This is a genomic window from Mycetocola sp. Y442, from assembly GCF_056898615.1.
This window is the reverse complement of record NZ_JBXHBV010000001.1, coordinates 1,385,034-1,406,594: the sequence shown is the minus strand read 5'-3', so window position 1 is coordinate 1,406,594 and position 21,561 is coordinate 1,385,034. Positions and strand designations below refer to the sequence as shown.

Annotated in this window: 22 protein-coding genes and 1 rRNA gene; 7 read left to right on the top strand and 16 right to left on the bottom strand. The window is 67.3% G+C overall.

Going from position 1 to position 21,561, the window contains the following annotated elements:
* Together rrf and AC1X6S_RS06675 are read left to right on the top strand one after the other, a co-directional pair.
* Positions 1–116, top strand: a 5S ribosomal RNA gene (gene rrf, locus AC1X6S_RS06680).
* Between the two features lie 219 nt (positions 117–335).
* The gene (locus AC1X6S_RS06675; RefSeq protein ID WP_483404948.1) at positions 336–830 is read left to right on the top strand and encodes an FBP domain-containing protein; all 495 of its coding nucleotides are present in this window, start codon (positions 336–338) and stop codon (positions 828–830) included.
* 7 nt (positions 831–837) lie between these two features.
* Here AC1X6S_RS06675 and AC1X6S_RS06670 read toward each other — a convergent pair whose 3' ends face one another.
* From AC1X6S_RS06670 to AC1X6S_RS06660, 3 genes are all read right to left on the bottom strand, one after another.
* Positions 838–1,614: a DNA-formamidopyrimidine glycosylase family protein gene (locus AC1X6S_RS06670; RefSeq protein WP_483404947.1), complete on the bottom strand. Its 777-nt coding sequence runs from the start codon at positions 1,612–1,614 to the stop codon at positions 838–840.
* On the bottom strand, positions 1,607–6,376 hold the full coding sequence (locus tag AC1X6S_RS06665; RefSeq protein ID WP_483404946.1) for an Lhr family ATP-dependent helicase: 4,770 nt from the start codon (positions 6,374–6,376) through the stop codon (positions 1,607–1,609). The genes AC1X6S_RS06670 and AC1X6S_RS06665 overlap by 8 nt, the downstream gene beginning before the upstream one ends.
* A 62-nt stretch (positions 6,377–6,438) precedes the next feature.
* Positions 6,439–7,080: an alpha/beta hydrolase gene (locus tag AC1X6S_RS06660; RefSeq protein WP_483404945.1), complete on the bottom strand. Its 642-nt coding sequence runs from the start codon at positions 7,078–7,080 to the stop codon at positions 6,439–6,441.
* A 67-nt stretch (positions 7,081–7,147) separates the two neighbouring features.
* Here AC1X6S_RS06660 and AC1X6S_RS06655 point away from each other — a divergent pair, with 67 nt between their 5' ends.
* Positions 7,148–7,717, top strand: a complete 570-nt coding sequence (locus AC1X6S_RS06655; protein WP_108391831.1) for an NUDIX hydrolase family protein — start codon at positions 7,148–7,150, stop codon at positions 7,715–7,717.
* A gap of 20 nt (positions 7,718–7,737) precedes the next feature.
* On the opposite strand, the gene AC1X6S_RS06650 is transcribed toward AC1X6S_RS06655, so the two are convergent.
* The 3 genes from AC1X6S_RS06650 to AC1X6S_RS06640 form a co-directional block, all read right to left on the bottom strand.
* Positions 7,738–8,253, bottom strand: coding sequence for a GNAT family N-acetyltransferase (locus AC1X6S_RS06650; protein WP_483404944.1), 516 nt, complete (start codon positions 8,251–8,253; stop codon positions 7,738–7,740).
* A 188-nt stretch (positions 8,254–8,441) separates the two neighbouring features.
* Positions 8,442–10,034, bottom strand: coding sequence for a DEAD/DEAH box helicase (locus AC1X6S_RS06645; RefSeq protein WP_483404943.1), 1,593 nt, complete (start codon positions 10,032–10,034; stop codon positions 8,442–8,444).
* A 146-nt stretch (positions 10,035–10,180) separates the two neighbouring features.
* Complete coding sequence (locus tag AC1X6S_RS06640; RefSeq protein WP_483404942.1) at positions 10,181–10,780, bottom strand: hypothetical protein; 600 nt, start codon at positions 10,778–10,780, stop codon at positions 10,181–10,183.
* Positions 10,781–10,859: 79 nt separating this feature from the next.
* Between AC1X6S_RS06640 and AC1X6S_RS06635 the strand changes: the two genes are divergently transcribed.
* From AC1X6S_RS06635 to AC1X6S_RS06625, 3 genes are all read left to right on the top strand, one after another.
* Positions 10,860–11,318, top strand: coding sequence for an EVE domain-containing protein (locus AC1X6S_RS06635; RefSeq protein WP_483404941.1), 459 nt, complete (start codon positions 10,860–10,862; stop codon positions 11,316–11,318).
* Positions 11,319–11,368: 50 nt separating this feature from the next.
* The gene (locus tag AC1X6S_RS06630; RefSeq protein ID WP_483404940.1) at positions 11,369–11,911 is read left to right on the top strand and encodes a 2-phosphosulfolactate phosphatase; all 543 of its coding nucleotides are present in this window, start codon (positions 11,369–11,371) and stop codon (positions 11,909–11,911) included.
* A gap of 92 nt (positions 11,912–12,003) precedes the next feature.
* Complete coding sequence (locus AC1X6S_RS06625; protein WP_483404939.1) at positions 12,004–12,306, top strand: DUF427 domain-containing protein; 303 nt, start codon at positions 12,004–12,006, stop codon at positions 12,304–12,306.
* Here AC1X6S_RS06625 and AC1X6S_RS06620 read toward each other — a convergent pair.
* The 3 genes from AC1X6S_RS06620 to AC1X6S_RS06610 all read right to left on the bottom strand — a co-directional run bounded on the left by AC1X6S_RS06620 (position 12,296) and on the right by AC1X6S_RS06610 (position 14,793).
* Positions 12,296–12,886, bottom strand: coding sequence for a CGNR zinc finger domain-containing protein (locus AC1X6S_RS06620; RefSeq protein WP_483404938.1), 591 nt, complete (start codon positions 12,884–12,886; stop codon positions 12,296–12,298). The genes AC1X6S_RS06625 and AC1X6S_RS06620 overlap by 11 nt on opposite strands.
* A 177-nt stretch (positions 12,887–13,063) precedes the next feature.
* Complete coding sequence (locus AC1X6S_RS06615) at positions 13,064–13,720, bottom strand: SAM-dependent methyltransferase (protein ID WP_483404937.1); 657 nt, start codon at positions 13,718–13,720, stop codon at positions 13,064–13,066.
* 5 nt (positions 13,721–13,725) lie between these two features.
* Positions 13,726–14,793 carry an NAD(P)/FAD-dependent oxidoreductase gene (locus tag AC1X6S_RS06610; RefSeq protein ID WP_483404936.1) on the bottom strand — a complete coding sequence of 356 codons (1,068 nt, stop codon included), beginning with the start codon at positions 14,791–14,793 and terminating at the stop codon, positions 13,726–13,728.
* Positions 14,794–14,862: 69 nt separating this feature from the next.
* On the opposite strand from AC1X6S_RS06610, the gene AC1X6S_RS06605 reads away from it, so the two are divergent.
* Positions 14,863–15,456, top strand: coding sequence for a helix-turn-helix domain-containing protein (locus AC1X6S_RS06605; RefSeq protein ID WP_483404935.1), 594 nt, complete (start codon positions 14,863–14,865; stop codon positions 15,454–15,456).
* A gap of 494 nt (positions 15,457–15,950) precedes the next feature.
* Here AC1X6S_RS06605 and AC1X6S_RS06600 read toward each other — a convergent pair whose 3' ends face one another.
* From AC1X6S_RS06600 to AC1X6S_RS06570, 7 genes are all read right to left on the bottom strand, one after another.
* The gene (locus AC1X6S_RS06600) at positions 15,951–17,087 is read right to left on the bottom strand and encodes a hypothetical protein (protein WP_483404934.1); all 1,137 of its coding nucleotides are present in this window, start codon (positions 17,085–17,087) and stop codon (positions 15,951–15,953) included.
* Positions 17,088–17,137: 50 nt separating this feature from the next.
* Positions 17,138–17,695 carry a DUF1697 domain-containing protein gene (locus tag AC1X6S_RS06595; protein WP_483404933.1) on the bottom strand — a complete coding sequence of 186 codons (558 nt, stop codon included), beginning with the start codon at positions 17,693–17,695 and terminating at the stop codon, positions 17,138–17,140.
* A 26-nt stretch (positions 17,696–17,721) separates the two neighbouring features.
* Positions 17,722–18,216, bottom strand: a complete 495-nt coding sequence (locus tag AC1X6S_RS06590; protein WP_483404932.1) for a SprT-like domain-containing protein — start codon at positions 18,214–18,216, stop codon at positions 17,722–17,724.
* Positions 18,217–18,259: 43 nt separating this feature from the next.
* Positions 18,260–18,790, bottom strand: coding sequence for a hypothetical protein (locus tag AC1X6S_RS06585; protein ID WP_483404931.1), 531 nt, complete (start codon positions 18,788–18,790; stop codon positions 18,260–18,262).
* A 48-nt stretch (positions 18,791–18,838) separates the two neighbouring features.
* Entirely contained in the window at positions 18,839–20,008 is a 1,170-nt protein-coding gene (locus AC1X6S_RS06580) for a PQQ-dependent sugar dehydrogenase (protein ID WP_483404930.1), read from the bottom strand.
* A 1-nt stretch (position 20,009) separates the two neighbouring features.
* The gene (locus AC1X6S_RS06575) at positions 20,010–20,885 is read right to left on the bottom strand and encodes a spermidine synthase (RefSeq protein ID WP_108391820.1); all 876 of its coding nucleotides are present in this window, start codon (positions 20,883–20,885) and stop codon (positions 20,010–20,012) included.
* Positions 20,886–21,059: 174 nt separating this feature from the next.
* On the bottom strand, positions 21,060–21,269 hold the full coding sequence (locus tag AC1X6S_RS06570) for a hypothetical protein (RefSeq protein ID WP_483404929.1): 210 nt from the start codon (positions 21,267–21,269) through the stop codon (positions 21,060–21,062).
* Between the last annotated feature and the right edge of the window lie 292 nt (positions 21,270–21,561).

Below are 21,561 nucleotides of genomic sequence, written 5' to 3'. Positions count from 1 at the left end.
TCGGCGGCCATAGCAAGAGGGAAACGCCCGGTCACATTCCGAACCCGGAAGCTAAGACTCTTTGCGCCGATGGTACTGCAGGGGGGACCCTGTGGGAGAGTAGGACACCGCCGGACTTAACTTAGAAGAGCCCACCCCTCGGGGTGGGCTTTTCGTCTTTAACCCACCATCTTTATAACCCACCTCCGACGACACACAACGAGCCCGCCCACCAGCGGGCTCTTCGTATTTAACCGACAGAACACGGCCTTCGGGAGCAGGGGATCTCCGCCCGTCGCTTGAGGGCGACGCGGAGTGGCTCGTAGGCTGGAGGGGCGACACTGGGAAGGGGATCCATGCGCGAGCTGAGCGAGATCGACATCCGTACGTCCTTCATGAATTGCTCGAAGGGCGAGGCGTTTCGCATCATGGTCCCTGTCGGGCTGGAACACCTCGACTGGGAGCGCCGCGACTACCTGGGCTGGCAGGACCCCAAGGCCCCGCAGCGCGCGTACCTCGTGACCTGGCGCGGTGATGAGCCCGTTGGCATCGTGCTTCGCCGCGCCGACCCTGTGGCCTCCCGGGCCCGTTTCCAGATGTGCTCGCTCTGCCAGACGCCTCAGCCGGCCGACAACGTCGCCCTGTTTGTCGCTCCGCGCTCGGGCGACGCAGGCCGGAACGGAAACACGATAGGCACCTATCTCTGTGCTGGCCTGAACTGCTCAGCGCACGTCCGGGTCGAGCCACCGGTATCCGAGATCCAGCCCGATCCATCGGCAGTCGTCGCCTCGAAGATCGAGGGGCTGCTGAGCCGACTGGACGGGTTCCTCGCGAAGGTCGACAGCGTCTGACCCAGTCTCAGGACTGGCAGCGGGGGCACCAGTAGGTGTCGCGCAGACTCAGTTCGTCCTGGCCGAGTTTGCCCGCTCGGATACGGGTGCCGCATCGCAAGCATGCTTTGCCGGCGCGGCCGTAGACCCAGACCTTGCGGCCGGGACGGGTGTCTCCCGTCGTGGTTCGTTCGACGCGATCCCTGTTGGCGAGAATGAGCCGGGACGAGAGGGCGACCATCGCCGGAACATCCGTCTCGCCGATGGGGCGGCTGGGCAGAATTCCGCGGAGGAAGCACAGTTCGTTCGCGAAGACGTTTCCGAGGCCCGCCAGATTCCGCTGGTCGAGGAGTGCGACTGCGGCCGGCACCTCGGGGGCAGCCGTGAGGCGAGCGATCGCCTCATCGGAATTCCAGTCTGCGCCGAGGAGGTCGGGGCCGAGGTAACCCACGACGGTCTCTTCCTCTGCCCGGGGAACGAGCTCGACGACGCCCAGATCGAAGCCCACGCTCACCCAGTCCGCGGTGGTGACGACCGCGCGTGCCTGGAACGCCGGGCGCTTCCACGGTGAGCCCGGCCGGTACAGGTGCCACGACCCCTCCATTTTGAGGTGGCTGTGCAGGGTGAAGTCCCCGACCCGGTGGAGCAGGTGTTTGCCGCGGCTGGCGACGCCCTCGATGCGTTCACCGGTGAGGTCGGATGTCGCAAAGGCCGGGACCCGGATGTCCCAGCCGGTCACGGTCGCGCCCTGCAAAGCCTGATTGAGATGGAAGGCTTCGCGGTAGACGGTGTCACCCTCAGGCATGTCGCATCCGGAGGCCCCGTGGCGTCTCGCTGAAGCCAGCCTCGCGCAGCGCGGCAGCGACGGGCGTGCCGAGGAGGAACTCACCGTTCACCTTCTCGATGGCGAGCTTGTCGATCGCGCCGCGCTTCACCAGAGTTCCGACGGATGTCGCCGCCACGGTGAGTGTGTCCTGGTCGTCAGAGAACGCGAGAAGAGTCTTGCCGCCACGCTCGAAGTACAGGACGAGCTCACCATCGACGAGCGTGACCAGCCCGCCCGCTTTCCTGCCCGGCCTGTGCTTGGTGCCGCTGGTCTCGAGCGCCGGCCATGGAAGTGCTGCGCCGTACGGGTTGGCGGGGTCACTCGCGGCGAGGGTGACGACCTCCGACGGTGCGCGCTTGTCGTCGTCGTCGGGCCGAGTGAAGGAGCGGAGGCGGTCGACCGTGCCCGCCAGGGAGAACTGCGCGGCTCCCAGTCCGTCGATGAAGTAACCACGCCGGGCGCGGCCGGAGTCCTCGAACCCGCTCAGCACACGGTAGGTCAGGGCGAATCCGCCGGGCACACCCTCGGCCATAACGGATCCCCGGGTCACGACGCCGTAGCGCTCGAGCAGTATCTCGGCGGTGGCCGCAGCGCGCACCGTGGAATCCTGCTCGGCGAGCGGCAGGATCGACCAGCGGCCGCCGAGGATCGGGGCGCCGACCCTGGTGGCCATCGTCGCGGGGCGGAGCGGCCGCCCGCGGTACATGCGTGACCTGGGCTGAGCACGGGTGGTCCGGTGTGCGCCCTTTCCGTGGCCGGTGAGTGTGCGAAGCGGCGCGAAGGTGTCGTTGGTGATCAGCCCAGCCCAGACCAGTTCCCACAGCGCGGTGACGAGCGACGCATCGTCGCGAGCACCGGTCGCCTCCGCCAGCTGGGGGAAGAAGTACGCGCCACCACCACCCAGGGCGAGGAGTACCTCGCGCTGGAGTTCGTCGGTGTCGGCGTCAGCCGGGATCGGCAGGGTAAGAGGCGCGGTCTCCGCGAGATGCAGGGTGACCCAGCCATCGTTTCCGGGGAGCGAGCCGGCGCCAGCCCAGACGACTTCACCCGTCGCAGTCAGCTCGTCGAGCATCGCCGGCGAATAGTCGGACACTCGTTGCGGCAACACGAGGGATTCCCACGCGGATGCCGGAAGGGAGACACCGGCGAGCTGGTCGATGACCGCGGCAACACCGTCGACGCCCCGGAGTCGGCTTCCGACCTGCTGCCAGACCGGGAGGAACCGGGCGAAAGCGGCCTGCTCGACCGGCTCGACCTCGTGCCGAAGAGCCGCCAGCGAACGCACACGGAGGCGACGGAGGACCTCGCTGTCGCACCACTCGGTGTTATCGCCGATCGCTTCCCTGCCCGTGGCGAGGAACTCACCGCGGACAACTCGGCGAGCGTCGGCAAGCCGGGTGAGGGTGTGCGCCGCGACGGCGCTGCCGAGCCCGAACCTGTCGGCCACCTGCTGGGTGGTGAACGGACCGTGGGTGCGTGCAAAACGGGCGACGAGGTCGCCGACGGGATCGGCCACCGGCTCGATGAACGCGAGCGGGACGCCGATGGGCAGGGGCACGCCGAGAGCATCGCGCAACCGTGCCGAATCCTCGATCGCCGCGAACCAGCTCTTGCCGGCGAACGAGACGGCAATGGCCCGTTTCGTGGCGGTGAGCGTGTCGAGGTGGGCGGCGGCAGCGTCGAGGCGTTCCGCGTCGATGGGCCCCGACGTGCCGTGTGTGTCAGCGGGTGCGGATGCCGGCGCGCCGTCAGCGGCGGCGGATTCGTCTGCTGCGTCGGCAGAGTGGCCGTCGCCAGGGACGTCTCCGGTACCGGCAGCGTCTCCGGTGCCGACCGGCTCCAGCCGCTCCGCGACCTCCTCGACGGTGAGTGGACCGAGCATCCGCAGCAGGTCGGCGACCCCCTCGAGGCCACGAGCCCGGCGGGACTCGGCCAGTCGCTGGAGCTCGGCTTCGGTGCGTGCGATGACGCCCGGGTCGAGCAGCTCGCGGAGCTCCACCTGCCCGAGCAGCTCGGCAAGCAAAGCGCTGTCAATCGTCAGCGCCGCTGCCTTGCGCTCGGCGATCGGGCTGTCGCCCTCGTACATGAAGGCACCGACGTAGCCGAAGAGGAGCGACTTTGCGAAGGGTGACGGCAGATCGGTGGTGGTTTCCACGATGCGGATGGCGCGGCCGGCGAGCTTCTTCGTGATGTCGAGGAGTGCGGGAAGGTCGTACGCGTCCTGAAGGCACTCCCTCACAGTTTCGAGGATGATCGGAAAGCTCGGGTACTTGCGCGCAACGTCGAGCAACTGCGCCGAGCGCTGGCGTTGTTGCCACAACGGTGCCCGTTTTCCGGGGGAATAGTTCGGCAGCAACAGTGCGCGGGCCGCGCACTCGCGGAACCGTGACGCGAACAGCGCCGAGCCGCCGACCTGCTCGGTGACGAGGGCCTCGAGTTCGTCGGCGTCGAAGACGAACAGCTCGGCACCGGGTGGTTCTGCCTCGGTGTCGGGAATCCGCACGATGATGCCGTCATCGCTCGCGACCGACGCGCCGTCGAGGCCGAAGCGCTCCTGAACCCTGGCGCTCACCGCGAGCGCCCACGGTGCGTGAACTTGCATGCCGTATGGGGAATGAAGGATGACCCGCCAGTCACCGAGTTCGTCTCGCGTGCGTTCGACGACGAGCGTCTTGTCTGAGGGGATGTGCCCGGTGGCCGTTCGTTGTTCGGTGAGGTACGCCACGAGGTTCGTTGCCGCGCGCGAATCGAGCCCGGCGCCGCTCAGCCGCGCCGCGGCATCCGCTTCGCTCGCCCCGTCGATCTCACGGCGGAACGCGCCGACCGCTTCACCGAGTTCGGCTGGCCTGCCGAGGCTGTCACCCTTCCAGAACGGGAGTCGGCCCGGCTGGCCGAACGCCGGCGTGACGAGCACACGATCGTGGGTGATCTCCTGGATTTTCCAGCTGGTCGCGCCGAGCGCGAAGACGTCGCCGACACGGGACTCGTAGACCATCTCCTCGTCGAGTTCGCCGACGCGGGACCCCGGCGTCGCGTCGCTCGACACCATGTAGACGGCGAAGAGTCCCCGGTCGGGGATGGTGCCTCCGCTCGTCACCGCCAGCCGCTGCGCACCGGGGCGACCGGTGAGCGTACCGGCGTCACGGTCCCAGACGATGCGCGGGCGCAGCTCCGCGAACTCGTCGCTGGGGTAGCGGCCCGCAAGCAGGTCGAGGGTCGCTTCGTAGGCAGACCTGGGCAGTCTCGAGAACGGGGCGCTGCGCTTCACCTGCTCGAACCACTCCTCGACGCCGATGGGCTCAAGCGCGGTGGCGGCGACGGTCTGCTGGGCGAGGATGTCGAGTGGGTTCGTGGGGACGGCGAGTGACTCGATGCGGCCGGCGACCATGCGTTCGGCTGCCACGGCCGAGTTGACGAGATCGGATCGGTGCTTCGGGAACAGCACGCCGCGCGAGATCTCACCGACCTGGTGGCCGGCGCGGCCGACACGCTGAAGACCGCTCGCGACCGAGGGTGGCGACTCGACCTGCACGACCAGGTCGACCTCACCCATGTCGATGCCGAGTTCGAGGCTCGAGGTGGCGACGACGCAGCGGAGTCGGCCCGACTTGAGGTCATCCTCGATGAACGCGCGTTGTTCTTTGGACACGGACCCGTGGTGTGCCCGGGCGAGCTGTGGTGCATCGGGCGCGGAGCCCTGGGTCTGGCCGCTTCCGCCCATCAGGGTGGCCGGCGGGCGTGCAGGAGAGCCGACGGCAACGGCCGTGCCGACCGGTTGGGCTTCTTCGACGCGGGACTCCGGATTGAGCCGCTCTTCGTAGATCTCGTTGAATCGGGCGGTGAGCCGCTCCGCCAGTCGTCGCGAGTTCGCGAAGACGATGGTGGATCGGTGGTCGAGGATGCGGTCGACAATGGCTTCTTCGACGTGCGGCCAGATCGATCCGGTGCGTTCGCCGTCGAGTGCGCCAGAGGTCGAGCCCTCGGGAATGAACGGGGCGCCCGATGCGAGGTCGGTCATGTCGTCGACGGGGACGATGACGCTGAGGTCGAACCGTTTTGACGCGGGCGGCGCGACGATTTCGACCGGCGAGGAGCCGCCGAGGAAGCGAGCCACTTCTTCGCGCGGTCGAACGGTCGCCGACAGGCCGATGCGCTGTGCCGGTTTCTCGAGCAGTGCATCGAGACGTTCGAGGGAGAGCGCGAGATGTGCGCCGCGCTTGGTCGCGGCAACGGCGTGGACTTCGTCGATGATCACCGTCTCGACCGAGCGGAGGGTGTCTCGCGCGGCCGACGTGAGCATGAGGAAGAGCGATTCAGGCGTCGTGATGAGGATGTCTGGCGGGTTCTTGGCGAGTGACCGGCGGTCGGCGGCGGGGGTGTCGCCGGAGCGGACACCGACCGAGATGTGGGGCGGCTCTGCGCCGAGGCGCAGCGCGGTCTGGGTGATGCCGGTGAGCGGGGCGCGGAGGTTGCGCTCGACGTCGACACCGAGCGCCTTGAGCGGAGAGATGTACAGGACGCGGGTTCCTGTGTCGTCGGTCCGCGGCGTTGCCATCAGCCGGTCGAGTGACCACAGGAATGCCGACAGCGTCTTGCCTGACCCCGTCGGGGCTACGACGAGGGCGTGCGAACCGCGCGAGATGGCGTCCCACGCACCGATCTGGGCGCCGGTGGGCTCGGCAAACGCCCCGCTGAACCACTCACGGGTGGCGGGGGAGAACCTGTCGAGGACATCTCGCACGTTTCCATCCTGCCTGACGCCACCGACAGCATCCGCCCCCGCAGGTTAAATGCCCGGCGGATTTACAACTGGCGTTCGATGAACGCGCGGATGTCGGCGAGTTCCTGTTGCGAGATCGAGTGGTCGAGTCCCTCGTAGATGCGCCCGGCGAGCTTGGAGTGTGTGGGCAGCCAGTCCACGGTCCGGGTGACAGCCGAGAGGGGGATGACCTGGTCATGGGTACCGCGGCCCCAGAACACCGGGGGACGGCGCTCGGCGAGCACCGCGTCACCGGGGACGACGCCAGGTGGCACGTAACCGGAGAGATTGACGGCGTAGGCGAAGCGCTCGGGAGCGTGCCTGAGCAGCTGCATCGCCATCGCTCCGCCCTGCGAGAAGCCGAGCAGGCCGATCGTCGATGGCTGGTTCGGCAGCGAGTCCAGCCACTCGAGCACGGCCTCGGCGGCCAGGTCGACCCCGGACTCGTCCGGCTGGCCCGGTGAGTCGATCGGGTACCAGGAGAAGCCGTCGATGGGCCAGGGGGCGATGAGCGGTGCGCGAAGGGACGCGATCACCGGTTCGAGCGGCAGGTACGGCGCCAGTCCGAAGAGGTCGGCTTCGTTCGAGCCGTAGCCGTGCATCACGATCAAGAGGGACCTGTCGTCCTGATCCTCCCCGGTTGCCGACCAGAGGACGGCGTCGTGGTCAATCATGGGCTTTGTCATCCGGCGGTTCTCTCTCATTCGGGACTTCGATCAAGCCTACAGAGGTGAACGCTGGTAAGAATGGATCATGAGCGTTCGCACTCCCGACCCCGACCAGCCGCAGGAACCGTCATCGAACCCGACCCCGGGCTGGCTCAGCGACGTTGAGCTTGCTGAGGTTCGCCAGAGGCTGCCGCTGCTGTACGTGGAGGCGGTACCGGTTCGTGTCGACGGCCTCGGAATCGTCACCGAGGTGGGAGTGCTGCTCCGCGCGACGTCGACGGGGCAGATGACCCGCACGCTGGTGTCCGGGCGCGTGCTCTACGGCGAGACGCTGCGCGACGCGCTGTTCCGCCACCTCGAGAAAGACCTCGGACCCATGGCGTTCCCGCTGCTCCCAGCGTCGCCGACCCCGTTCCACGTGGCCGAATACTTCCCGATGCCGGGGATCTCCGCGTACACCGATGACAGGCAGCACGCGGTCGCCCTGGCCTACGTCGTCCCCGTCACCGGGACCTGCGACCCGCGTCAGGACGCACTCGAGATCACCTGGATGACCCCTGAGGAAGCGCAGTCGGATGCCGTCAGCGACGAGATGGAAGGCGGACGTGGCACCCTGCTTCGGGTCGCGCTCGCATCGGTGGGACAGCTGAGGTAGCGCTCGCGGCGCTCGAAGCGCTACCGGACGTAGCGGACTTCGTGGATCTCCTCGCCGAGGAACGGCTCCGTGTGCTCGGCGCCATCCGCGATGAACCCGTTCTTCTCGTAGAAGTGGCGCGCGTGGGTGTTCGCCGACGACACCCAGAGGTACGCCGGAGCGTCGCCGATCGCAGCGTCGAAGAGCTTCTGGCCGGTACCCGTGCTTCGGAACTCGGCGAGCATGTTGATGAAGTACAGCTCCCGATGGCGGGGCGCGTCGGCGTCACGGGCGGGGCCTGAACCGGAGAACCCGATGATGTCTCCGTCCAGCACGGCGGCGAACTGAAGGTACTCGGGCCCCTGGTTCATCCAGTGGGTCCAGAGCTCGGCCATGCGGCGGGGGGAGAGGTGCTCGAGCGCTGCTTTCGAGATGATCTCGTCGTACTGCTCGTGCCAGCACTGTGCGTGGACTCGACCGAGTGACTCCGCGTCGACATCGCGGACGGGGCGGACAATAACGTCGCGGATCGGGGTGACGGTGGCTTCGCTGCTCATACCGTGACGATACCCTCTGGTCCCGCTGCCGTGAAATCGGGTGACGGCATCCGCTCATTACCGGTGCATCCGGGTGCCAGGAGGTCAGAAGTCGGCGAGGGCGGATGCCGGGGCAACCGTAAAAACCGGCCGGCCTGCGTTCCAGAAACCTGGAACGCGGACCGGCCGGTATTCAGCTCAGAAGGCTGTTAGCTTCCGCTGGAAACGCGGCGGTTCGTGCGCTGTCCACCGGAGGATGCGCCACCGGAGGATGCCGGACGGGCGGAACGCTCGGGGCGAGCCTGGGCGGGGCGAGCCTGGGCCGGACGGCCCGATGCTGCACCCTCGTGGCGGCGACCCGTTGTTCCTGCCGACGACGTGGAGTAATCGCGTGAACCGGAGCCTGAACGTGTCCGTCCAGCGCCCTGTCCACCCTGGCCGGCGCGCTTGCGCTGGGCGTTGGCGCCCTGTGAGCGTCCACCGCCCTGGGCCTGAACGACGCGGGGGAGCGGCTTGACGTACGCGGCGACCTCACCGACGAGGGCTGCGACCTCGGGGCTCTTCGACGTGACGGCAACCGGGGTCACCTTGATCTCGGCCTTGCGGAGAAGAACGGCGAGGTCCTTCTTCTGGGTCGGGAGGCAGATGGTGACGACGTCACCGGCGCTGCCGGCACGGGCGGTACGGCCCGAACGGTGCAGGTATGCCTTGTGCTCCATGGGCGGGTCGACGTGGATGACGAGTTCGACGTCATCGACGTGCACGCCGCGAGCCGCGACGTCCGTTGCCACGAGAACGCGGGCGGTTCCATCACTGAACGCAGCGAGGTTGCGGTCACGCTGCGGCTGCGAGAGGTTACCGTGCAGGTCGACGGACGGGATGCCCGAGTCGGTGAGCTGCTTGGCGAGCTTCTTCGCGTGGTGCTTGGTGCGCATGAAGAGGATGCGGCGACCGGTGCCCGATGCGAGGGTCTCGATGAGGTCCTTCTTGGCGTCGGGGCCGGAGACCTCGAACACGTGGTGGGTCATCGCGGAGACGTGGCTGGTGGCCTCGTCGACACTGTGCAGGACCTCGTTGTGCAGGAAGCGTCGGACGAGCTTGTCCACTCCGTTGTCGAGCGTTGCCGAGAAGAGCAGGCGCTGTCCGTTGGACGGCGTCTTGTCGAGGATGCGTGTGACAACCGGCAGGAAGCCGAGGTCGGCCATGTGGTCGGCCTCGTCGAGCACGGTGATCTCGACGGCGTCGAGGTTGACGAAGCCCTGCTTCATGAGGTCTTCGAGGCGACCGGGGCAGGCAACGACGATGTCGACGCCGGCCTTGAGCGCCGTGACCTGGCGGGTCTGGTTGACCCCGCCGAAGATGGTGGTGGTGTTGAGGCCGTACGCAGCGGCGAGCGGGGTGAGCACAGCCGAGATCTGGGTGGCGAGTTCACGGGTCGGTGCGAGCACGAGACCGAGCGGACGGCCCGGGCGGCGCTTTCCACCGGCGAGCTTGCCGCCGAGGCGTGCGGCCATCGGGATGCTGAACGCGAGGGTCTTGCCCGAGCCGGTCTTTCCGCGGCCAAGAACGTCGCGGCCACCGAGGGTGTCGGGGAGCGTGTCGACCTGGATCGGGAAGGCGAGGGTCTTGCCGTCTGCGGCGAGAGCCGAGACGAGCGCGGCGGGGACGCCGAGTTCAGCGAAAGTGGTGTCTGGGACAGTTTCTGACAAAGTGGTGCCTTTCGGGGCAAAGCATCCCGTACGGATCTCGACAGGCGAAATCGCTGGAGCGGGAGCAAGTGGCGAAGGTGGCAGAGGCCACATCCGTTCGCCGTATGAAGAGTCATCGACCCGAGTTTCTCGGGGAGAGAGGAAGCGTTCTACGACGCAAGGGGCACGATTATGGGCCCGCAAGTTCCTTCAGTCTAGCGGATGCTCCGAGGTAACGTCTGGCAGGACGCCGTGAGCGCCTACTCCTGGCCGGTTTCTGTGTCGGTTTCCGGGCCGGTTTCTGTGTCGGTTTCCTGGCCGGTTTCTGCGTCGGTTTCCGGGCCGGTCTCTGCGTCCACCGGAGCGTCCGGCTGCACCGGCTGCACCGGTTCGAACGCCCAGTTCGGTGCCATCTGCGTGAGGCGCAGCCCGCGCCACTGCCACATCGTCCATAGCGGCATCCAGAGTGCGACGGCAGCGGGTCCCGTGATGTCGAGCCGGTCGCGGTAGAGGGTCTTGCCGGGCTGGCCAGGGGCCGGCGCGACGGCCATGCGGTGGTGCCAGCTGTCGAGAAGGGCGAGGGGGCCGCTCAGCGGTCGACCGTTGTCGACAAGAATCCGCACGCCGGGCATCCGCTTGAGATCGAAGTCAAGGTCGAGCAGCTGACGCCCGACGGACACGACGCCAACACCCTTCATGGTCACCTGCATCGCGCCCGGTTCCCAGAGCGTCGGCATCGGTGAGTCGGGGGCGAGGGAAAGCAGCGGCCCGTAGAGCTCCTGCAGCACGGTGGGCGAGCGCAGCGCTCGCCACGCGTCGTCGGGCTCGCAGTCGAGGATGAGCTTCAGTTGAACTCGCATATGCCCAGTATGGAGGTGTTTATGCGACGGGACGCCGCGCGCGACCGGTGGAGTCGGCGGAATGCGCTAAACAGGGGGGATGGCGATTCGGTACTGGCTGGCTGTGGCGTCGCGTGACCACGTCCGGAATGCCGTCGATCTCGGGATCGCCCAGGTGAACCACGGGCAACGCGGCGGACTCGACGCGATGGGCGAGGCGGATGGCATCGTCTGGTATTCGCCGAAGACCGAGTATCCCGACGGGGAGCCGTTGCGGGAGTTCACGGCGATCGGTCGAATCGCCTCGGGGACGCCGTACCAGGCGCTGTCGCTTGACCGGCGGCCGTGGCGTCGGCGCGTGGATTACGAGCGGGATGCCGAGCCGGCACCGATCCGTCCGATGCTCGGCATGCTCGATCTGACTCGTGACACACCACAGTGGGGCTACCAGCTGCGCCGCGGGCTGCTTGAGATCTCACGGTATGACTTCCATCTCATCAGGGAGGCCATGCAGCGGCCGAGTGCCGATGATCGCCGCTACCCCGAGCACCGCCGTTAGACGGCGTAACAGTAGAGCCGGCATCCGGATGCCGCAGCTAGCCTTGATGCATGCCTGAACTTGCCACCCGAAACCTGCCGACCACCCAGTCGAAGTACCAGGTGCGGTTCGACGTCGGTATTGACGGCCTCGCGCGAATCGGCGACGCCGACATCGTGGTGTGGGTCGACTCGCTCGCGCTCGCCGGGGCGGACGCTGCGCTCAAGTCGCTGGGGGACTCGACCAGCGCCGTCGCGGCGAACCTCACCAACCGCAGCGCGGTCGCCGCGTGGCTGCTCGAGCAGCAGGTCCAGCGGGGGCGCCGGGTCTCGATCGCTGTGGTTGCTGCGGGGCTGGATGGCGGCTTCGCGAGCAACGACCTGCTCGCGGCCGGGGCTGTCATCGATGCGCTCACCACGCTCGGAATCGACTTCACCTCGCCCGAGGCCGCTGTCGCCTGTGCGGCATTCGGTGGACTGAGGAACGCGGTCGGACACCTGTTCACGGCATCCGTCGCCGGCCAGGAACTGATCGCGGACGGCCACCGCGACCGGGTTGTCGCCGCCGCCCGGCTGGACTCGACGGACTCGGTCGACGTGTTGCGTCTGGTCTGAGCCGGCGCGGGAACGTGCAGGCATCCTGATAGCTCTCTGCGAACTCTCGCAAGCGATGGTTTCGGGCGGATGCCGGGCGTATCGTCGGCCCCATGAAGGCTACGTATCAGGACACAGTAATCGCCGATTCTCCGACCGAAGACCTCGTCAAGATCGAGGGGAACTGGTATTTCCCGCCGTCGAGCATCGCCGAGGGCCTGTTCTCCGAGAGTCCCACTCCCTACACCTGCCCGTGGAAGGGAGCGTGCCAGTACTGGAACGTCACGGTCGACGGCACGGAGAAGAAGGACCTGGCCTGGAGCTACCCGGAGCCGTACCCGACCGCGTTTGACAGGGTCGGAAAGGACTTCTCCGGGTACGTGGCGTTCGACCGCTCGGTGACGATCAGCGAGTAGCCGCCTCCCGCGCCCGGTGGGCGCGAACCTTGTGCCGGTTTCCGCAGCGCTGCATCGAGCACCAGCGGCGGTTGCCGGCGCGCGAGGTGTCGAGGTAAATGAGCGCGCAATTGTCGCCGTCGCACCGGCGGATGCGACCGAGCGTCTCGCCGGAGAAGAGCGCGACGGCGTCGCGGGCCACAGTGGAGAGCGCCTGCCCGGTCCGCGGCTCTGTGCGCCCGGCCTGCACGGTGCCGCCGGCAAGGCGCGGCGGGATATCCGGGGTTGCCGCGTACAGGTTGAGAAGGTCGATGTCCCGGGCCTCCGGATCGCGACCGGCGCTCGCCGCAAGCGCGAGCCTCGCGATGGCCCCGCGGAGCATGTGCGCGTCCTGCAGATCGCGGTCGGTGGCCGGGGCACTGGGCAGCCTGGTCTCGAGCCAGGATGTGAGGTCGTCCGGACGGAGGAGAGTCTCCTCGTCCTCCGCGCTCTCAGATGCAGCATCCACGCCGACGTGACCGGTGTATGCGAAGTCCAGGGCGAGCGAACCCGTGTCAAACCACCAGCGGGTGCCCTCGGAGACGAGCCACTGGCCTGTCATGCCCGCCACAGCTCCGTGGCCCCGAGCATCGTGCATTGCGTTGGTCCGGGGTCCGGGTGGCGTGCTGAGTGCAGAGGGATTCTGCGGCGTGGGGTGCATGTGACCATGGTACTGAGCACCCGGTTGAGCCAGCCCCGGGGCCTGCCGGCGAGCGGGGCTGGTCAGCGGACAGCCCGGCTAGCTCCGCCGCACCCGCAACACGGAGTCGACCAGCGTGAGGCTTGTTCCGTCCGTCCCCGTGACCGGTCTGTCGACGAGCGCACTGGTCTCGACGACCCAGCCGCCAGGCAACTCGAGCGACGCCAACACGGCGTCCGGTGTCGGCAACGGTGGGGCGTCGTGGTTGTCGGCGTGGTCGTGGCTCGCCCCCGGTGGAAAGGCCGCGTGCCCGACAACAAGGAGCCGACCGCCAGGCGCAACCGCGGAGGCCGCGCGACGCAGGATGTCCTCGCGGGGGAGTTCGACGGGCGAGTGGAGGAACGCCGCAGTCACTAGGTCGAACTCGGTTGACGGATGCCACGTGGCGAGGTCAGCCTGTACCCAGCTGATGCGGTCGGCCAGGCCGCTGTCGGCAGCTCTGGCTGCTCCGACGGCCAGCGCGGTCGCCGAGATGTCGACGGCGGCCACGTCCCAGCCGTGTGCGGCGAGCCACAGCGCGTCGCCACCCTCGCCGCTCCCGAGTTCGAGTGCAGTGCCAGGGGTCAGGCCAGACACCTCGTGTTCGACCGTCGCGTTGACGCGACCGCTCCACATCCCTCCGTCGTGGCCGCGATTGGAGACATAGCGAGCCTCCCAGAAAGCGGCCGGATCGGTGATCGGTTTCTCGGAACTCATCGCCGTCACTTTCCGACCGCGTCGGAGATGGACGCGAACTCTCGGCCGACTGGGAAATCATTCGAGGGGTGAGAAGTGAGTGTGGTGACGCGTTCTGTAGCTGCAGCGACGTCCTCGGCCACGAGTTCACCGTTGATGGCGAGGGCGGCGGTCGCGCCTGCCCCGGCAGCGATGGGAACCAGCGCACCCGGGTTGGCAGAGTTGCCGACCGCCCACACGCCCTGGACGCTGGTCTTGCCGAACGCGTCGACCGCTGTCCACGGGCCGAAGGGAGTGTCGCTGCGGTCGGCGCCGAGCTGCCTCAGCGGCTCGTCCAGTGCGATGGGTGTCGGTTCAGCGAACACGACATCAATGGGCGCGACGGTGCCGTCCGCGAGGGCGAGCCCGGTCATCGTCTGTCCCTCAGCGACAACGTGTGTGACGGGGCGATCCTCCAGCCGAATGCCGCGCTGGTGGAGTACGCGCCGGTCGATGTCGGGGATGGGGCCGACGAGTGCAGTGAACACGGTGATATCGCTCGAGTACGACCGCAACATGTGCGCCTTGTGCAGGCCCATTACGGAGCTGGCCAGCACTCCGATAGCCCGACCGGTCGCCTCGTAGCCGTCGCAATACGGGCAGGCCACCACGCCGCGCCCCCATTGTTCCGAGAGGCCGGGGATGTCCGGAAGTTCGTCGCGTGTTCCAGTCGCGACGATGAGGCGGCGCGCGGTCGCACGGACACCGGCGTCGGTGACGAGTTCGAATCCGTCGGGCGTCGCACGACTCTGGGTGACACGGGCGTTCTCGATCACCCCGTCGACAGCGCGCACTTCGCGGTAGCCGTCGGCGACGAGATCGAGCGGTGAGTAGCCGTCTCGACTCAACACGCCGTGCATGTGGGCTGCGAATCGATTGCGGGGCTCCTGCGCGTCGAAGACGAGTACGCGGCGGCGGGCGCGAGCCAGGATGAGAGCGGCGCTGAGTCCGGCGGCGCCGCCACCGATGATGATGACGTCCCAGTGCTCGTTCGAAATCGAGGGGCTCGAGGAGTCGGGGGTGGCTGGGGCGGAGAGGTGGTCGTTGTTCGTCATGCCCCCAGCGTGTCTCCGTGCTAACGTGTTGGCAACTATCGGTGCCAATTTGGCAAGAACGGAGTTCCCGTGCCCGACCACTCTCTCGCCCTCATCGGTCCACGACTCAAGAGCTGGCGCGAAAAGCGCAGTATGACTCTCGCCGAGCTTTCGGAGACCACCGGAATCTCGTCGAGCACACTCTCGCGACTCGAGGCGGGCAAGCGCGCTCCGAACCTGGAGCTTGTGGTGCCAATCGCGCGGGCGCTGAGACTGGGGCTCGATGACATAGTTCCGCGTGCCGCACCCAGCCCCCTGGTAAAGCGAACAACGAAGCGGGTCGGTGAGGTGCAGTTCGAAACGCTCTCGCCGGAGTCGAGTCCTGTGCAGACCTATAAGGTCACATTTCCCGCCAACCCGGCGGGTGTCGCCGCCGTGCCTGAGCCACGAGTGCACGAGGGGCACGAGTGGCTCTACGTGCTCTCGGGGCATTTGCGCCTCGTGCTCGGTGAACAGGACGTGACCCTCGGGCCTGGAGAGGCTGCGGAGTTCGACACGCGCATTCCGCACTGGCTGTCGGCGACCGGCGCCGGCCCCGTCGAGATGCTGTCGATTTTCAGCAAAGAGGGTAAGCGCATCCACCTCCGCGCCCGCCCCTCGACGGGCACGTCCTCGGCGCGCTGACCGCTCGTCATCTCGGGCGGACGATCGTGGGGGTCAGGGCCTCTGCGTGCCTCGGCCCCGGGTTTGTCCTCCCGAAACTCTGCCGTGTGGCAGCCGTGTGTGCTCGGGTCCCTGGTTTTCCCTCCCGAAACTCTGCCCGGTGGTGCCCCTCGCCCGTGCGTGGCCGGACTGTGCTCGGGTGTCGGTTGGTTGGCGCCGCCGGGCGGGACTCTGGTCGCGCCCGTCGTTTCGGGCGGAGGATCGTGGGGGCCAGGGCCCATACGTGTATCGGCCCCGGGTTTTTCCTCCCGAAACTCTGCCCGGTGGTGCCCCTCGCCCGTGCGTGGCCGGGCTGTGCTCGGGTGTCGGTTGGTTGGGGTCGCCGGGCGGACTGTGGTCGTGCCCGTCGTTTCGGGCGGACGATCGTGGGGGCCAGGGTCTCTGCGCGCCTCGGCCCCGTGTTTGTCCTCCCGAAACGCTGCTGTGAGGCACCGATGCGTGAACGTGGGCGCGGACTACCAGCCGTCGACGATCGACATGAACCCGGCGAAAGCGAAAACCCCCGGCACCACATAGAGGAAGGTGAGAAGGGCCAGCCAGCCGGCCGCACGCAGACCCCACCGGGCGCTGTTGGCCCGATCGCGCAGAGCGAGGCGGCGCCCATCGGGTCCGATGCGCGCCTCCCGGGCGACGTACCGCACGTCCGGCGCATCAAGCTCGGCGCGGATGCGCGTGACGAGGCGAGACGTGTCCTGCCCGGGAACGCGTTCGTCGAGATACCGGGCGGCTTTTGCGGTGATGCGGGGCACGACGGTGGTGAGGATGGCGCCGAAGCTGTGCCACGAGGCGGGGTCAGCGAAGTCGGCCCCCGGCCTGGTGAAGAAAATTATTGACGTGTCGCGGATCTCCACGTTGAAGCCCCAGGCGTGGTCGATGAGGTCGGCCATCACATCGGGCGTCAGGACATAGAGGGCCTCCGTGCCGTACTCCGTCGGTGAGTAGACGCGGAACCAGTTGTCGAATTCCCCACCAACCGACAGCCTCTGCTGCTGATCAATACCCTCGGGCAGGTCGCTCGTGAGTCCGTCGTTGACTGTCGCGTCAAGGACGAGGTGGGGCAGCGGCGCGGGAAGTGCCACGCGCAGGTACCGCCACTCGCCGGCCCGCGGGCCATATGGAGTGGCGTTGCCGAACTCGACCCCGGGCGCTTCGAAGCGCGGAAACTGTTCCATCGGACGCCCGTCGGCGCCGAGGAGGGAGGAGAACTGAGCGACCGATCGGGGTCGTGGCTCAAAGCCGTTGGCGAGGGCGGTCAGGTCCTGCCGCCACTGCCGCAGTTGTGCTCGCGGCGTGGGCGGTCTGGCCGCCCACCGCGCCAGCCATACCGTTCCCGCGAGCCAGGCCGCAAAAACGACCATGCTGCCAACGATGTCGAGAACGTCCGTGCCCGTGACCTGACCGCCCTGATACCCATCCACACGGATGCCGAACGTCATGAAGACGATGCAGAGGTACCAGAGCAGGAGGCAGTTGTTCACATGAACGAGAACCTGCCGTTTGTTCGGTACCCAGGCGGGGCGGGAATCACGACGGAGGGCCGCTACGGCGGCACCAACGTCAGCGTCGGATGCGGTTAACCAGCGGATGTCCACAGTTCATTCTGGCGTAGCTGGGCGTCGCCGCTGACCGCGCGCGAGGGCGCTCAGAGCAGCTTGCGCAGCGTCCGCAGATTGCGGGTTGTCGTCACGGCCGTACTCTTCACTTTGGCAGTCCGCTTCGCGAAGGCGCTGTCGGTGGACAGTCCCCGGCTCACCTCCCAGTACAGCACGCCGTCCCCGCGGGCGACGCGCTCCACGGACTCATCGAGCAACTGATGATCAAGGCCGTCGAACACCGCGGGATCACTGGCGAAAATGACGTAGGGGTGCTTGTCGTCGACCTCATCAAACGGATAGGCAGAAGCGACTTTCTCAAGTGTGTCCTGCGCGACGACAATGACCCGTGCTGCATAACCGAACTCATCGGTCAGGGCCTTCTCGATTCGAACTGCCAGCGCCGCAGCGTCCGTCTCGGGCGTCGTGAAGAGCACGTTGCCCGACGCGAGCACCGTCTTCACGTCGTCGAAGCCGAGCGCACGGAAAACTTCGGCGAGAGGCGCAGACTTCACGGTGATGCCGCCGACATTGACGCCACGCAGGAGAGCGACCCAGCGTCGCGGGGCGTCCTTTGGAGTGCCGGAGGTCATCACTGGTCCCGTCACTGTTCGTGGGTTCGTGGGTTCGTGGGTTACGGGGTCGCCGCAGCCGCGCGCCGCCGCATCGACGGCGTGATCTCGCGATGTTGCCACGTGATGGTGAACTTCGGGTCGAAGGTCCGCGAGCACACACCGCAGCTCGTCACGTGCCTGGGCTTGCGGTGGCGATAAAGGGTGTGCCCGCTCGGGCATGCCCCCACCCAGGGTGCGAGCTCGTCGGCGGTCTCGCCGTTGTGAAGCCTCGAGCCGACGTAGCCCAGGTCTTCGGCAACCCGTCGCCAGGCAGGACCATGCCCGGCCCGCTGGCCGGCCAGCGCGTGGGCAACCTCGTGCAGCAGGATCTGGTGGACGTCATCGTCGTCGTATCGAGCAGCGAGGTAACGCGACACGGTGATCCGGTGCGTTGTGAAGTTGCAGAGGCCTGCGCGGCGCTTGGCGTTGTCGAAGCCGAACGACCAGACGGAGGGGTCGAGATGCAACCTGATCAGAGAATCGGCCCACAGCCGAACCTTTACCAAATCTGACATGTCATCACGTTAGCGGCAGCCTCCGACATTCAGGCACTTTCAGTCAAGCCCGCTGACCGACAAAGGACTCGGTGACGGCGACAGCGATGAGCGCCGACTCGATCTGGTCATCGGATGCTCCGAGTTCGGTCCGCAGGGCAACCGCGGCCCTGAAGTCCGCAAGCGCAGGCTTGAACTCGCGCTGGTCGAAGTACACCTTGCCGCGGTGCTGGAGCGCGAGCGCCTCGTGCAGCTTCCACTCGTGAGTGTGTGCTTCGTCGATGAGGGAGGACAGTTCGTGAATTGCCTCGTCGAAAGCGCCACGGAACTGCAGTACCTGTGCGCGAAGCATCCGTGGCTGCATCAGCCCTTTACGGTCGCCCGTGAAGCGCGCGAGCCGCACGCACTGGTTGGCGACGTCGAGTGCGTCGTCGAGCTGTCCGGCGACCTTGTACAGCCACGCCTTCTCGCAGAGGGCGCTGAGGCTGCGCATGTCGCCGAGTTCCTCGAGGCGTTCTCCAACGGCCTTGAGGTCGACTTTTTCGCGCAGTGTTTTGGCGTCATAGCCAAGAATGATGCTCAGGGTGTACTCCAAGGGTGGTGCTGCCCGGTGTCGCCGATTTCCCCGGGGCTACTGTCGACTTTAACCCTCGACGAGCGGGGAGAGCGTGACCTCGACCAGCCTGTCGTCATCCGGGGTCGGATTTCCTCTGCCGTCAGTGTTGTTCGTGATCATCCAGAGCGAGCCGTCGGGGCCGGGCGCCACATCGCGGATGCGCCCGAACTCCCCGTCGAAGAACGGGTGGGCCGAAATAACGCCCTCAAGCCCGACACTGCCCTCGGGGACATGGACGCCGTCGAGGATCGACCAGAGCTTCTCGCCGCGAAGGGCCGCCATGAACAGGGTGTTGTCGACAACGGTGAGCCCGCTCGGGCTCGCATCGCTGGTCGACCACTGGAAGACGGGGTCGACGTAGTCTGCGTTGGCTGCGGCGCCCTCGACGGCCGGCCAGCCGTAGTTCGAACCTGGTTCGATCAGATTGAGTTCGTCCCAGGTGTTCTGCCCGAACTCGCTGGCCCACAGGCGTCCGTCTTCGCTCCACGCGATGCCCTGCGGGTTGCGGTGACCGAGCGAGTACACCGGAGAGCCGGGGAACGGGTTGTCCTGCGGGACCTCGCCGACCGGCGTGAGTCGGAGGATCTTGCCGTTGAGCGAGGCCTGGTCCTGCGCGTTGTCCGGGTCACCCGCGTCGCCGACCGTGACGTACAGCATCCCGTCGGGACCGAAAGCGATGCGGCCGCCATTGTGGTTGCCCGCTTTCTCGAGCCCGGAGATGACGACCTCAGCGGTGCCGAGCGCGAGGGAGCCGGGCGAGCCGTCCAACGGCATCCGTATGACGCGGTTGTCAGAAGCCGTGGTGAGGTAGGCGTAGACCCACCTGGTGTCGCCGACCGTGCGGGAGGCCAGGCCGAGCAATCCGCCCTCTCCCTGGGCTTCGACGTCGGGAAGGACGACGGCCTCGCGGAGGTCTCCGGCGATCGTCAACTCCATGATCTGACCGGTGTCGCGGTAGCTGATCAGGGTGCTGTCGCCGAGGGGCAGGATCGACCACGGTGCCTCGAGGCCGGTGGCGAGTACCGTCGTCTCGCCGGTCGGGCCGACGGGACCGGTGCTCGTCGGAGCGGGAGCCGGGGTGGTCGCTGGCGAACCGGATGGCGCGCCGGGCGCCTCGGGGGCGCTCGCCGTGCATCCCGTGAGAAAAGCCGTCGCGACCAGCGCGATGGCGGTGCCCAGCTGCGTGCGACGTGCCATGTCAGCTCCCGGACTTCACCTGGAAAATACTCTTGGCCGGCGGGGGAGACGGGATCGCTGTCGCGTCGGTCATCACCGGAGCGCCCGCGACGAACTGCTTGAGTTCGCTGCCGTAGACGGCCTTGGCAGGGTGCGGTCCGCCGGCGAGAAGCCGGGGGATGAAGTCCATCGGCAACTCGGCGTTCGAACCGACGAGGACGAGGTTGCCGAAGCGCCTGCCCTTGAGGATCTGCGTCTCGGCGAGCACGGCGACGGAGGACACCGCGGCGTTCAGCGTCGCCACCTGGTTGCGGGCAAAGGCCAGCCCGGGGCCGTCGGCGACGTTGACTACGATGATGCCATCTGGGGCGAGAAGAGCGGATGCTGCGCGATAGAACTCGAGGCTCGTCACGTGGGCCGGGGTGCGGGCACCGGAGAAGATGTCGACAACGACGAGGTCGACGGTGCCGGCGAGTCCACCCGGCAGTCGGCCGAGGACCTCGCGGGCATCGCCGTACCTGACCCGGATCGCGGCCCGCTTGGGCCACGGCAGGTGTTCGCGGACGAAGTCGACGAGGTCCTGTTCGATCTCGATGACCTGCTGGCGGCTGCCAGGGCGGGTGGCCTCGATGTAGCGGGGAAGGGTGAGTGCGCCAGCGCCGAGGTGAACCGCGGTGATCGGCTTGCCAGGATCCCGGAATTCGTCGATGACGTGGCCGATGCGCTGGATGTATTCGAAGAAGAGCTGGCTCGGGTCATCGAGATTGACGTGCGACTGCGGGGTGCCGTCGACGACGAGCTGGAAGCTCCCCGGGTTGAAGCGGTCGGCCTCGATCACAGCCTGGAAACCGCTCAGGGCCAGTTTGATGCTGGGGTTGTCGGTCTCGCGCGATGCCATGGTTCGAGCCTACCTTTGCTCCCTCACGCGAGTTGCTGGGTTTGCACGGGTGCGGCCCGCTCGTTGAGCAGCTCCAGCGCTCGCCGAGGGATCTTGACGCCGCGCTGTCCCGTGCACGCAGAAAAAACCGGCTGACGGCATCCGCAGGTTAACAGCGGCACACAGCTCGCGGTTTCACCGCTGATGAGCCGAGAAGACCTGCCGCCAGTCCGCCGCGGAAACAGGATCGTGAACGGGAGGAGCCGCTGGCGTGCGGATGCCGGAGAACGGGTGCGCGAGGTCGCCTTCGGCCAGCCGTGCCCGGCTGACTCCAAGCGCCCGCGCCTGGGCCACGGTGAATGGGCGACCGGTGAGCTCGTGGGGAAGAGGTTTGCGCGCGGTCATCCGCCCAGCATGGTTGGAGCGTTTTCGGCGGCCGGGGCTGAACAAGTTCTGTGAATCACCGAACCGCCCCTGTGGCCGGTTGAGGACTGTTTCGTCCCCTCAGGGCACGGCTTTCCGGGGTTCCTGGGACGGGGGAGCGGCGGCGGGCGGTCTTTATACCGCAGCAGCGGATGCCAGTCAAGGCGAAGCACTGGACAGGGGAGTTAAGAAGACATATAGTAGACCTTTGCGCTCCCAGACGTTTCCATGCCTTCATATTGCGGTCGGCCCAAGTGTTTCTTTCTCAAGAAAG

What these genes read in the sequence shown, in the direction of transcription:
- AC1X6S_RS06590 (WP_483404932.1), bottom strand. Translation starts at nt 18,216, where the DNA reads ATGTCAGATTTGGTAAAGGTTCGGCTGTGGGCCGATTCTCTGATCAGG.
- AC1X6S_RS06670 (WP_483404947.1), bottom strand. Translation starts at nt 1,614, where the DNA reads ATGCCTGAGGGTGACACCGTCTACCGCGAAGCCTTCCATCTCAATCAG.
- AC1X6S_RS06575 (WP_108391820.1), bottom strand. Translation starts at nt 20,885, where the DNA reads ATGGCATCGCGCGAGACCGACAACCCCAGCATCAAACTGGCCCTGAGC.
- AC1X6S_RS06655 (WP_108391831.1), top strand. Translation starts at nt 7,148, where the DNA reads ATGAGCGTTCGCACTCCCGACCCCGACCAGCCGCAGGAACCGTCATCG.
- AC1X6S_RS06615 (WP_483404937.1), bottom strand. Translation starts at nt 13,720, where the DNA reads ATGAGTTCCGAGAAACCGATCACCGATCCGGCCGCTTTCTGGGAGGCT.
- AC1X6S_RS06570 (WP_483404929.1), bottom strand. Translation starts at nt 21,269, where the DNA reads ATGACCGCGCGCAAACCTCTTCCCCACGAGCTCACCGGTCGCCCATTC.
- AC1X6S_RS06675 (WP_483404948.1), top strand. Translation starts at nt 336, where the DNA reads ATGCGCGAGCTGAGCGAGATCGACATCCGTACGTCCTTCATGAATTGC.
- AC1X6S_RS06645 (WP_483404943.1), bottom strand. Translation starts at nt 10,034, where the DNA reads ATGTGGCCTCTGCCACCTTCGCCACTTGCTCCCGCTCCAGCGATTTCG.
- AC1X6S_RS06635 (WP_483404941.1), top strand. Translation starts at nt 10,860, where the DNA reads ATGGCGATTCGGTACTGGCTGGCTGTGGCGTCGCGTGACCACGTCCGG.
- AC1X6S_RS06625 (WP_483404939.1), top strand. Translation starts at nt 12,004, where the DNA reads ATGAAGGCTACGTATCAGGACACAGTAATCGCCGATTCTCCGACCGAA.
- AC1X6S_RS06640 (WP_483404942.1), bottom strand. Translation starts at nt 10,780, where the DNA reads ATGCGAGTTCAACTGAAGCTCATCCTCGACTGCGAGCCCGACGACGCG.
- AC1X6S_RS06610 (WP_483404936.1), bottom strand. Translation starts at nt 14,793, where the DNA reads ATGACGAACAACGACCACCTCTCCGCCCCAGCCACCCCCGACTCCTCG.
- AC1X6S_RS06630 (WP_483404940.1), top strand. Translation starts at nt 11,369, where the DNA reads ATGCCTGAACTTGCCACCCGAAACCTGCCGACCACCCAGTCGAAGTAC.
- AC1X6S_RS06650 (WP_483404944.1), bottom strand. Translation starts at nt 8,253, where the DNA reads ATGAGCAGCGAAGCCACCGTCACCCCGATCCGCGACGTTATTGTCCGC.
- AC1X6S_RS06580 (WP_483404930.1), bottom strand. Translation starts at nt 20,008, where the DNA reads ATGGCACGTCGCACGCAGCTGGGCACCGCCATCGCGCTGGTCGCGACG.
- AC1X6S_RS06660 (WP_483404945.1), bottom strand. Translation starts at nt 7,080, where the DNA reads ATGACAAAGCCCATGATTGACCACGACGCCGTCCTCTGGTCGGCAACC.
- AC1X6S_RS06620 (WP_483404938.1), bottom strand. Translation starts at nt 12,886, where the DNA reads ATGACAGGCCAGTGGCTCGTCTCCGAGGGCACCCGCTGGTGGTTTGAC.